Raw genomic sequence first — 12,550 nt, 5'->3', positions numbered from 1 at the left:
CGACCATCCTAATCAGGCTGTGCCGATACCGCACATGGAATTTTAGGACAGCACAGGAGGTCGGCATGCCGGGTTCTTCTTCTAAATCCCCGTTTTCGCTGACGCAAGGCAGCGCGCGCGGAAGGTTCTATTCGGATGCAGACGGCGCCGAGGCCGGTCCCAAGGCGGACAAGTCCGCCAGGCTGGACCGCCAAGCTATGCTGCTGCTCGCCGTGCACGCCCTGTTCACCTGCGGCAATGCGCTATCCGCCACGTTCGTCAACATTTACATTTGGAAAATCAAACAGAACTATGCGCTTCTCGGATGGTTCGCGGTCGTCCATCAGGTCGTGATGTCGCTCACCTTCTGGCTGGCCGGCAAATGGGTCAAGGAAGGCAATAAGATGAACGCGCTTCGGGGCGGCGTCGTAGCGGCCGCGGCGTTTTACGGACTCGTGCTCACGCTCGGGACGCGGGCCGCGGACGCCGTGCCGCTGCTCGGATTCGTACAGGGGATCTCGTCGGGCCTATTCTGGCTGTCGTTCAACGTCGTCTACTTCGAGATCACGGATCCCGGCAACAGAGACCGCTTCAACGGCTGGACGGGCCTGCTCGGCTCCCTCTCCGGCATGCTGGCCCCCTGGCTCTCGGGCATGCTCATCGCGCACAGCGGCGGCAACGCCGGGTACCGCCTCGTCTTTGCGATCTCGCTGGCGATCTTCGTTGCAGGCGCGGCGCTTACCTTCGGTCTGCACAAGCGGAAGCCCGCAGGCAGTTACGATTGGCGGATCGGCCTGGGCGGACTGCTGAGGATCGGCAGTCCATGGCGCTCCATCACCTGGGCGATGGTCGCGCAAGGGCTGCGGGAAGGCATCTTCGGCTTCGTCATCGCGCTTCTTGTCTATACGTCGACGGGCAGCGAGATGAAGCTCGGCAGCTTCTCGCTGTATACGTCCGCCGCGGCGCTGATCAGCTTCTGGATCGCGGGCAGGCTGCTCAAACCGAAAGGGCGCTACTGGGGCATGTTCACGGGGGCGCTCATGCTCATCTTGTTTATCGCGCCGCTATTCTGGGGGACGGGCTATTCGCAGCTGCTGATCTTCGGTTTAGGAACCGCGATTTTCGTGCCCCTATACTCGATTCCGTCCGTGTCCGTGGTGTTCGACCAGATCGGCGGCAACGAGGCGGACGTGAAGCAGCGGGAAGAGCGCATCATCCTGCGGGAGCTGGCGCTGAACGCCGGTCGTTTCCTTGGAACGATCGTATTCATCGTCTGCGTCTCCCGCAGCGCGAACCCGACGCTGATCCGCGTCCTCCTGCTTGTCTTCGGCAGCTCGCCGCTGCTGGTATGGGCGCTGCTGCGCAAGCGCCTGCGCGTCGCCGCGGCCGCGATCGGCGGAGCAAAGGGACAAGCCTAGCGATTGTCGGCGGGGCCCGGATCGGGGGGCGCCGGAACCAAGGGACAGGCGTAAGCATTGTGCGCCCGGGGGCCAGGACCGAGGACGCCGGAACCCAGGGACAGGCGTAAGGATTGTGCGCCCGGGGCCAGGATCGAGACGCCGGAACCCAGGGACAAGCATAGCGATTGCGATCCTAAGGCCCAGGCTGTATCGTGCTGGTTGTGGCCGGGTGCGGGAACCGGATCGGAAGCGGCTTGCATAACTGTGTTCCCCCAAGTTACAATTGCAACTGATACTTACTTGCATACAGTTTAATCGAAGGAGAGTGAGCAGCGCTTTGAGCAGCCTGGGAAAGCCTTATTCGCTGAAGGCACTATCGCTTCGCAACCGCATCGTCATGAGCCCTATGTGTCAATACGCCGTTGACGCGGAGGACGGCACGCCGAACGAATGGCATTTCGTGCATTATGTCTCCCGGGCCGTCGGGGGCGCCGGGCTCATCCTCATCGAGATGACCGACGTCGAGCCGGACGGCCGCATCACGAACCGCGACCTCGGCCTGTGGTCCGACGAGCAGATTCCCGCCTATCGCCGCATCGTGGACGAGGTCCACAAGCACGGCGGCAAGATCGGCATTCAGCTCGCTCACGCCGGCCGCAAGGCGCTGGACGCCGAACCGCCGGTAGGCCCTTGGACCGAGCCGTTCGACGACACGGCCAAGCAGCCCCGCGCGCTTAGCACCGAAGAAGCCTGGGCCCTGATCGGCAGGTTCGCCGACGCCGCCGCCCGCGCGGTCCAAGCCGGCTTCGATACGATCCAGCTGCACGGCGCTCACGGCTACTTGATTCACCAGTTCCATTCACCGGGCATCAACAAGCGCGACGATGAGTTCGGTCGCGATAAGGCCAAGTTCGGCGTCGAGGTCATCAAGGCCGTCAAGGCCGTACTGCCTCCCGACATGCCGCTGCTCATGCGCGTGTCGGCAATCGAGTACGCCGAGTACGCCTACGACCTCGAGCATATGCTGGAGGTCGCTCGCGCCTACCGCGACGCCGGCGTCGACATGTTCGACGTCTCTACCGGCGGCGAGGGCGGCCCGGCAGTGAAGGGTAAGCCCGGCAACTATCCGGGCTACCAGGTGCCGTTCGCGCGCGCCATGAAGGACGCGCTCGACATCCCGGTCAGCGCCGTCGGCATGCTGGACGACGCCGAGCTGGCCGAGCACGTCGTCGCATCCGGCGACGCGGACCTTGCCGTCATCGGTCGCGCCATGCTGCGCAACCCGTACTGGGCGATCGACGCGCTGCGCCGCCTCGACGGCACCGCCGACGTCGCGAAGCCGTACGAACGCGGCTACCACGGACGTCGATAAGACTACATTGCCCCTGCCCGTCGCTTCATAGCACCATATTGGTGTTATGAAGCGACCCTCATGATTTTTGATAGCACTCGAAGCACCAAATTGGTGCTTTTACACCTTAAGTCCTTGACCTAGCACACGCCACATCTGCGTATTAGCACCATTTTGGTGCGTTTACACCCCAGCCATTCACACCTCCCCCTGACACGCTTGCTCGTTAGCACTAAAATGGTGCTTTCAGCCATAGAGTCTTGACCCGGCACACGCCACATCTGCGCATTAGCACCATTTTGGTGCGTTTACACCCCACTCTTCTCGCCTCACCCCTGACACGACTGCTCGTTAGCACTAAAATGGTGCTTTCAGCAATAGGGTCTTGACCCGGCCCACGCCGCATCCGCGCATTAGCACCATTTTGGTGCGTTTACACCTCACTCTTCTCGCCTCACCCCTGACACGCCTGCTCGTTAGCACTAAAATGGTGCTTTCAGCCATAGAGTCTTGACCCGGCCCACGCTGCATCCGCGCATTAGCACCATTTTGGTGCGTTTACACCTCACTCTTCTCGCCTCACCCCTGACTCCTATGCATCTGCACCATTTCGATTCAATCGCACCATACCTTCCAAACCGCGCATACGCTAAACTTTCACACAATCGCATCACATTGATACACGCATACCCACTCCTCACGCATCCGTCATATTTTCGTTCGCAAGTCCCCACACACTCCCGCACTAGTCCATACTTTTCAAGTTAGAGTTCACCAGTCGATAATGGGTATTTCTTTTCCTTGACGTCTTTGCCGCAACGACATGCCCCGATTGGACAAGACGAGCAAGATGTCTCAGGATTGTGTTGCGATGGACATTGAGCGCCTGGCTCATCTCTGCCGGCGACACTGGATTCGCAGCGCGCGATATGTACGCCATAATATTGGAGGATACGAGAGGCAACCTTGTCTCTTCCTCATCCGTCTGCCATTTCCCCAACATCTGCTGAAGCACCTGCTGACACTGCCGCGGCTTGTCGCGAATCGATAGAAACGCCAGTCTGATCACGGACCAGCCGTCGATGACGAGATGATTCTGGCGCATCAGTTCGTCTTCGAATTCCGCCGGCGTGACGTTGAGGCGATGGGAAGCGCGGCCGTCCACCTCAATCGCTACGCGGTGCGCATTCGTGAAGAAAACAAAGTCAATGTAGCGAAACCCGTCCTTATAGTCCTTCACCTCATACTCAGGCACAAGTCCTTTCAGGTTGCCGAATGCGGCGAACCATGTGAAACGCAGAAAATACATGGACGCATACGTCAAGCCGGGCTTGAGCCGCTTCTGCCGGGCCCCCTTAGCTGCCCGTAACGTTGCGGCCCACCAAGTAGCGAACGCTCTTTCGAATTGCAGGTTGACCTCCAGGTCGCCTTGTTTATACAGAGGATCAGCTTTGAATTTCTCCAAACAAAGGACCCGGCATCGCCAATGCCAGGAGGCAACTTAGTTCGGGTGTCTCGGGTGTCTCGGGTGTCTCGGGTGTCTCGGGTATCTCGGGTGTCTGTAGCCTCCAACTGCGCGAACCGGCCGTACCACGCAGCTCTCTTCTCTTCGCCATATTTTGCTGTCGTCATCTTCTTTTACGCTCCTTCCAGGCCCTTCCCAAAAGCAAAACGCCGCCCGCTCCCGTAATCCGAAGATTAAGGAACGGACGGCGCGTGCTTCACGCCCAATATGGTTTCTTCTAACATAACGCATCCCGGCATCATCGGCAATGCGGTTGGAGAACCTTTTCTCGCGCTACATCAGCCGCGTCGCGAACCAGTATAAGCCGATCAGTCCGATGACGAGGGACGCCCCGACACTTAACTGCTTGTAGCTTTTGTATCGTGCCGCCCACAGCAGGAGCGGCAGCAGCACGGCCAGCACCGCCAGCTGTCCGATCTCTACGCCCAGGTTAAACGAGAACAATGTCAGCAGATAGCGGTCGCCGAGGGCGCCTCGCAGAACCTGTGCGAAGCCGAAGCCGTGGATCAAGCCGAAGCCCAGCGCGACTGCCCAGCGCCAGCGGATCTCCTTGAGCCAGATATTCTCGAACGCGACGTAGGCGATACTGAGCGCGATGACAGGCTCGACGAAGGCAGCGGACAGGTTAAAGACGTCCAGCGCCGCCAGCGCGATCGTCACGCTATGCCCGACCGTGAATGCCGTCAGCACCTTGACGTAGCCCCACCTGCGTTGTCTAGCCAACACGAGCGCCGTGATAAACAACAAATGATCGATGCCGGTCCAGATATGCTCGACGCCGAGCTTCGTGTAGTCCCACAACGTCACGATCCACGCAGGCACTTGTACCGAAGCGGACCCATCGTCCGCCGCTTCCCCTTGCGAGTCGAGTTTGCCGTTTGCCTCATGATGATCTTTGGTGAAAATGAGATCGGCAGACCCTCCGCCATCGTAGCGGATCGTCGCGTAATTCTGGTGTCCGGGATCCTCGCCGTAAAAGAATCGGTAATCCACCGTATAATCCTTCGCGCCGCGCGGCAGCGCATAACGCAGGTCCAACCTCAGATACGGAGCCCCCGCGCGCTCTGCCATGCCCATCTGCGCCACCGTCGGATCGAGCTTCTCTCCGCCGCTTCCGACCGCGAGCGATTCCGCCAACAGCGGCGCGAGCTCCTCTTGCGTCCATGGCGACTCGTCGGCCGGTCGGGAAGGGCCAGGCGATGCCCCGCCGCCCAGCACGAACACGCCCGAGGAATGCATATCCATCCACTGCGACACCTCGCGCGGATCCAGGTACAGCGAATAGCGGATCTGGCCCTCGCCCACCTCGATATCGGAATACCCGTACGTATTCAGATGCGCTGAAGCCGTGCCGCACCAGGCGGACCAGCCCGCCAGCAGGATGAGCAAGCCCGCTAGAGGCCTCCACCTTTTCATTGGTCCGCCTAATTCGCGCAATACGATTCCCATTCTCTGCAAGCCGCCTTTGACTTCGTAAATAAAGCGGATGCGCCCCGCCGGCACAAGCCGGAGCGCATCCGTCGAGTTTGCCTTACTGGCTTAGAGCCGCTCCAGAATCATGACGACAACCTTGGCGATCTCCGACCGCGTCGCCGGCTTCAGCGGCGCGAACTTGCCGTCGCCCTGGCCGTTCAGCAGTCCAAGAGCGGCAGCCTGGCCGACCGCTTCCTTCGCCCAGCCGCTGATCGACCCGCCGTCCGCAAAGGAGAGCGCGCCTCCGACCGGCTGCGAGACGCTATGGCGATATTCTAACACCCGCATCATCAGCACGGCCATCTGCTCCCGGGTGATCTCGCTGCCCGGTTCGAATCGCCCGTCGCTGACGCCCGACACGATGCCGGCTTCCGTAGCTGCGGCGACCGCGTCCGCGTACCAGGCGTCCGCCTTCACGTCGGCGAACTTAGCGCCGCCCGCGGTCGGCGCGAGCTCAAGCGCTCTGGCGAGCATCGCCACGAACTCGGCCCTCGTCGTCGGCTTAGCCGCCCCGAACGTCGAAGCATCCAGGCCCTTGACAATCCCCTTCAACGACAGCTCCTGCACGTAGCCGTACGCCCAATGGCTTGCCGTCAGGTCTGCGTAAGGCTTCGCGTATTCTAGCACGACATACTGTCCCGGACCGTCAACCGCGACTTCAAATCCGCCTTCGGCGTACTTGCCGCCGATCCGCTCCGCTCCACCGTCCACAATCCGATACACGCCGGCCAGCTTGGCATTGCGCACGCCGGAGGCCTGGAGCGTCAGCGTCACGGGTTCTGCGAACGCCGCGATGGGCTCAGTCTGTCCCGTCCCGTTCGTCTTGCCGGCTGTCACGTTCAACGACGCTCCGGCTGCGGATAGATTCGCTTCCAGCTTGCGTCCAGCGCCTTCCGTAGCCTGCGCGACAGACGCTGCCGCTACCGGCTGTGCCGTGAGGACCAACGACTCCCCTTGCCGGATGCGGCCCGCAAGTTCGCCGACCGTCTTGGCCGTGAGCGTGACCGCGATCCCTTCCGCAGTTCGCAGCGAGAGCTCCCGCTCGCCAAGCTTGGCTAAGATCTCCGCCGTCAAGCTCACGCCCGATTTGCCTGGCTCGATCGTCAGCGAGACCGGAGCGGTCCCCGCCGGGATCGCGCTCGCCTCGACGACCGTCAAGGACGTCCCCGCGCCGCTGCCATTTCCGTTGCCGTTGCCATTGCCGTTCCCATTGCCGTTCCCGTTCCCGGTCCCGTTCCCATTGCCGTTCCCGTTCCCATTCCCGTTCCCGTTCCCGTTCCCGTTCCCATTCCCGTTGTCGCCCCCGCCGGATTCAACCGTTCCCGTCGTGAAGCGCCAGATCTCCGACAGCGTCCGGTTGCCCGACGGATCGGTGGCCGCGGCATACCAGCCGTAGGCCGTGTTCCCCTTCAGGCCCGTCCATGCCGCCGCAGCCCGATCGCCGCTCTTGACGTTCTTCTGCCCGCCAATGACCGCGCCGCCGTACACGTTCACGCCGACATAGTCGGTTGCCACGCGTTTGGCCGGATCCTGCGCCTTGTACGGCAGGTCGAAGTCGTCCTTGCCCGGCTCGTCGAAGAAATTCCAATCGTCCATGTACGCGGAGTATGTGCTCACGTGAATCTTGCCCTCCGCCACGTTGAAGCTCAGGAACCGCATGTACCCTTGGCCGCCCTGCGGGCCGGATTGATAATCCGCCAGCATCTCGACGACCGTGCGCTCGCCCACGTGCTTCACGTTGTACGCGACGCCGTGCAAGTGACCGCACAGTACCATCTGTACGTTGTCGTTCACGGCGACGATCTTGTTCCAGATCATCTCGCCTTGACCGGAATACGCGCCGCTCGGCGAGATGTATTCGTGCGTGGCGATGATCGCGTAGCGGTTCGGATACCTCTTCAGCACCTCGTTCGCCCATTCGACCGAGCCGTCTTCGATATTCCAGCCGAGATACAGGATGATGAAGTCCTGTCCTTTAACCGACACCAGATCGTAGTGGTCGCGGTTGTTGTTGAGGTCGTCCCCGTACGTCGGCTGCTTCTCGAAGCGGTCGCGGCCGAAATACTTCCAGTACTCGCTATAGTTGCCCGCATCATGGTTGACGTCGTGGTTGCCCGCGACTACGCCGTACGGGATGCCCGCGTCTTCCAGACGCTTCATGCTCGCGCTGGCTACGGCCCACTCGTCCGGACGGTTCCAATCGTCGACCAAGTCGCCCGTATGGATGCCGTACACGATGTTCTTTTCATTCTTCATGTCCGCGATATACTTCATTTCCTTCTCGAAAATCTCCGGGTACGAGTCCGCGTAATATTGCGTATCGCTCGACCAGGCGAACGTGAAGTCGTTGCCGTCCTCCGCCGCGGGCACGAGGTCCTGGATCAGGACGTGAACCGTCTTGTCGCGCACCATGTCGTCCGCCTTGACTCGAGCGGAGAGCCGGAAGTCCGCGTCTCCCCGGCCCGACGCGGCCGCTTCCCACTTGCCGGCATTGAAGTTCCAGACGTACATCGTCACCTGGCGGTCCGGCAGCGAATGCCCTTCCCAGACGACCTCGACCGCCGCCATGCCGGCAGACTCCTGCTCGAGCTTGAAGTCGTACCGTTGGTAAGGGAACAAACCCTCCGCGTCGGTAACGTAATACTGCCCATCCTTCTTGGCCACCTGCTTGACCGCGTCGGTCCCGAACGCCTTCTCTCCTGCCGGGCTCAGCTCCAGCGGAGGCTCGCGGTCCGTTGCGTTCTCATGAGCTTCGATGTCGCTGCCGCCCGCGAAGTCATAGCGGTAGGCCGGCCCGAACGTCACGTCGAGCGCCTCGCCGTCCGGATCGCTGACCTTGACGCTCAGGTTGGCGCTGCCGCCTTCGAGCGCCTTCCCTTCGCCGGGCTCCGGCTCGACAGGCGGATTCGGGCTGCCGTCCTTGGTCGAGAACGTCGCGCTGCGAATGGTCTCGTTGCCCGCCTTGTCCTTCGCGACGACCGCGAACACATGGTTCCCGGCCTGCAGCGCGGAAGCGTTCGCCGAGCCGGGCAGCGTCACCGGCTTGCCGTCCAGCGTCCCGGCCAAGTTTGCCACGCCGCTCGTCGCGTCCTTGGCGGCGGCTTCAAACGCGATTTTGCCGGTATAGGTCTTGCCCTCTTCAATCGAGAAGGACTCGAATGCCGGAGCGGTATTGTCCACGATCGTGCGCAGCGTCGCATCGGCGCCGCCCGGACCCGTCAGACCGAATACATGCTCGCCATCCGTCATCTTCGTCGTATCCACGTTCGCGGACACGCCCTTGAACAGCGATGCAGGCACGTCGACGACGAATTCGACATATTCGAAATATCCGCTGCCGTCGCCGACCTTTTGACGATCCTTAATGTTGATACCGGTAAACTCGTTCGCATCCAGTTTCTTGCCTCTGGCGGATACGATCGTTGCCTCGGAGCCGTCCCCTAGCAGCACGCCGACGCCTTCGATCCGGTAATCGTCGTTGTTGCCTTCGGTCCCTGTCGGCGACGTCGCGGTACCAGCCGTGATCTTAATCGTGTTCGCACCAGGCTCAAGCAGATGCGCCGGAATCGCGATATTCTGCGTATCGAGATTGCTGCCGTTCGGCAGCAGCGCGGCCAACTCTCCGTTCACGAACAGTCCGTTCTTGAAGGAAGACTGCATGTCGTCCGCACGGAAGGTCACATAGGCAGGCTGCGAGATGGCGGGATTGCCGCTCAGCGCCTTGCCGTCCAACGTGAGCGCAGGCTGTCCCGCGGCTCCGCTCCCGATCACCGTCTGCTGGCCGCGCAGCAGAGCGCCTGCATCCAAGTTGAACCAAAAGGCGCTAGTGCCTTCGAATACGACCTTCTGCGGCGCTTTGCCCCCATCCGTCAGCCGCGACACGCCCATGCCGTCCGTCGCTTCAATGTCGTACTCCATGTAGGATGCGCCCAGCAACCGCACTTGCGGGATCGTCGCGGCGAACACGCCCTCGCCTGCCCCGCTAGGCGTCATGCGCAGCTCGCTGTACGCTGCGTCGATGTCCCGCTTAAACCGCAGCGTAACGCGGCGCACCGACTGATCGTCGGTCACTGCGGCCGTCACGTTCACTGCGCCGAACGGCTGGCTGCCCGGTTGCGATCTCAGTTCGATCGTAGGCGCGGACGCATCCTCGCCCAGCGCGACCGGCTGCGACGGCACTTGGTCGGGAATGAGGACGCCCGGCGTCGCCTTCTGCCTCACCGCCCGCTTGAACATACGATTTGTACCGTCTCTCGGATATTCATAGACGACGCTCGTACCGGTATCGTCCACCTCGTCCGCGCCTACGCTGAACCAGGCTTGCGCAATGGCGCCGCGCTGATGGTCGACCGGAGCTGTCGCATCCGCGGCGATCAGCACGCGGCCTTCCGCAGCGTTGTCCATGCCTAGCGCATATAGGCTGGTCACTTGGTTCTCCGGCAGACTCGCGCCCCAGTGCGCGTTGAAATCCGCAAAGGTCTTGTCCTTGCTCAAATTCGATTGAACCCAGATTACTGCGGTCCCTCCGGAGGGAAGAGTCAGGTCTTGGGTCAGATCCCAGCTCGACGTCGCGCCGTGATACAGCTCGTACACGATCTGATAGTCCTTCAAATTCACGGATCTGTCCGTGTTGTTGTAAACCTCGATATATTCGTAGGCGTCGCTGCCCTTGTTGTCCGGGACCAGCTCGGTGATGAGCAGCTCCGGAATATTCTCGCCTTCCGACGCGAACACGCGAATGTCATACGGATCGGCGGACGCGGACGGATTGCGCACGCTGTTCGATCCGTCGGTCGCCTCGAAGTAATAGTACAGATGCTCCGCGCCTTCCAGCGCCGACTTAGGCACGTCCGCTTGATACGTGTCGCCCGCAGCCTTCGTCATATCGACAGCCGTATATTCGGCTGCCTTGTCGGACTTATAATGCAGCTTCGCGCTCTGGACGCCCTGATCGTCCGTAATCTGGGCGGCGATCGTCAGATCCTTGGCGACCGTGGATCCGACGGACGGATTGTGGACGATGATCGGCTTCAGGAAATCGTCCGGCAGCGCGACCGGCGCTTCGGGCACTTGCTCGGGGATCAGCGCCCCCGGCGTAGCCGGCACCTTGCTGCCCAGCTTCGTCATGAGCGGTCCGCCGTCCGTCGGCGCCGCGTACGCGACGGAGGTGCCGTTCAGGTTGTCCGAGCCGGTTCCTTCCAAGTTGTATGAGGCGGATACGATCGTATCGCCGGACTGCGTGACGATCGACACCATACGCGCCGGGTCGTTCACCAGATTGCCGGAACCGACGAATTGCGTAGCCTGATCTTCCGTCAGTCCGGGAGAGAGCTTGTAGGCTGCGTTAAACTTAGCCAGCGTACCGTTATCTCCCGCGGTCTCGCCCCGTACGACGATTGTGGCGCCAGGCTGCAGCACCTTGTCCTCTTTGAACGTCCAATTGGACACCGGCGCCCCGTACGGATCGGTATAGGCGATCCGATACTGACTCAGATGCAGGGGCTTGTCGCTGTTGTTGTACAGCTCGAAGTACTCCCATGCGGTGACGTCGGCTCCGTCTACATTCGGACTGTTGTACACGATCTCCGTAATGAGCAGATAAGGACCCGCGCCCGTCGTCGGCGCCGGCAGCACGTTCAGCTCATAGGCGGCGTCCGCCGTCTCCGGGCTGCGCGCCGCGCCCGCCGCGCTCGCGGCCTCCAGATAGTAATACACCTTGTCCGCTCCCTCGAGCGCGGACTTCGGCAGCGTACCCGTCAACGCCGACACGTTGTATACGGCCGTTCCGACGCTCATCGCGGCCGACGTATAGGTGGTTTCTCCGTTTTTCTTGTAGTGCAGCGTAGCCGAGGTCACCGGCGCGGCGCTGTAGACCGACGCGCTTATGCTGATCGGCCTAGGGGCCGAGCTCGTCAGGGCCGGCGCATAGGTCAGCGACGGCTTCCCCGGCGCCGGCGCCAGCGGCTGTCCCGCGATCAGCGAGCCGGGCGTCGGCGTCGCCTTGGCGGCCAGCTTCGTCATCGTGTTGCCGTACATGCCGTTGTAAGCATAGACGACGCTTTTGCCGTTAGCATCGTCGCCGTTTTCCGACCCGTTGACCGCTGCGTCGTTATAGCGCGCCGATACGATCGTTTCATCGCCTGCGCTCCGTTTTACAGACAGCGTATAGGTACCCGTATTCGGGATATTCCCGCCGCCCGACTGGTCCATGAACGCGACCTGGCTATCCGACAGCGAAGTCTTATATGCCGTATTAAAAGCCGGCAGCTCGCCGTCGGCGCCCGCCGTCCGACCGCGAACGACGATGGTCGCGCCGGGCTGCAGCGTCTTGCCGCTCTCGATCGGCCATTTATAGTTGGTACCGCTGTTATAGTTCTCGCGGTAGATATAGTAATTCGATAAATCGATCGCTTCGGCGCCATTGTTGTAGAGCTCGACGTATTCCCATGCGTTGATATCCCCCGAACCGACGTTCGGCGAATTGAATACGATCTCCGTAATCAGCAGCTCGGGCCCTGCGCTCTCGGCCTCTGCCTTCGCGGCGCCCGTCGTCCAATCGGCCAGGATACCGCTCCCCGCGATCAGGACGGCCAGCAGCCCGCTTAGCATCCGTTTCCCCGTACCCGTCTTGCTCTTCATTCGTTCCTCTCATCTCCCCGGTCACGAATTCGGCTTTACGCAGCCATAAGAACAAGCTTACAAGCCGTGTGTGCGGTACCGATTAGAGGAATGTCAGAGGAATATTAAGGAATCGCCGATTTACGTTTGGTTTATCAAGTCCGGTTCTCGAGATGGCCGCAAAATAAACAAAGCCCAGCGCAC

5 protein-coding genes are annotated in these 12,550 nt (G+C 61.4%); 2 read left to right on the top strand and 3 right to left on the bottom strand.

Going from position 1 to position 12,550, the window contains the following annotated elements:
• Window positions 1-65: 65 nt before the first annotated feature.
• Window positions 66-1,397, top strand: a complete 1,332-nt coding sequence (locus PQG80_RS17310) for an MFS transporter (RefSeq protein ID WP_271752681.1) — start codon at window positions 66-68, stop codon at window positions 1,395-1,397.
• Between the two features lie 319 nt (window positions 1,398-1,716).
• Entirely contained in the window at window positions 1,717-2,751 is a 1,035-nt protein-coding gene (locus PQG80_RS17305) for an oxidoreductase (RefSeq protein WP_271752680.1), read from the top strand.
• 724 nt (window positions 2,752-3,475) lie between these two features.
• Here PQG80_RS17305 and PQG80_RS17300 read toward each other — a convergent pair.
• The 3 genes from PQG80_RS17300 to PQG80_RS17290 form a co-directional block, all read right to left on the bottom strand.
• Entirely contained in the window at window positions 3,476-4,195 is a 720-nt protein-coding gene (locus PQG80_RS17300; RefSeq protein ID WP_271752679.1) for an HTH domain-containing protein, read from the bottom strand.
• A 333-nt stretch (window positions 4,196-4,528) separates the two neighbouring features.
• The gene (locus tag PQG80_RS17295) at window positions 4,529-5,671 is read right to left on the bottom strand and encodes a HupE/UreJ family protein (protein WP_271752678.1); all 1,143 of its coding nucleotides are present in this window, start codon (window positions 5,669-5,671) and stop codon (window positions 4,529-4,531) included.
• 123 nt (window positions 5,672-5,794) lie between these two features.
• Window positions 5,795-12,367, bottom strand: coding sequence for a lamin tail domain-containing protein (locus tag PQG80_RS17290; RefSeq protein ID WP_271752677.1), 6,573 nt, complete (start codon window positions 12,365-12,367; stop codon window positions 5,795-5,797).
• Between the last annotated feature and the right edge of the window lie 183 nt (window positions 12,368-12,550).

Source organism: Cohnella rhizoplanae (assembly GCF_948329515.1).
GTDB lineage: Bacteria > Bacillota > Bacilli > Paenibacillales > Paenibacillaceae > Cohnella > Cohnella rhizoplanae.
This window is presented reverse-complemented; position numbering and strand designations above follow the sequence as displayed.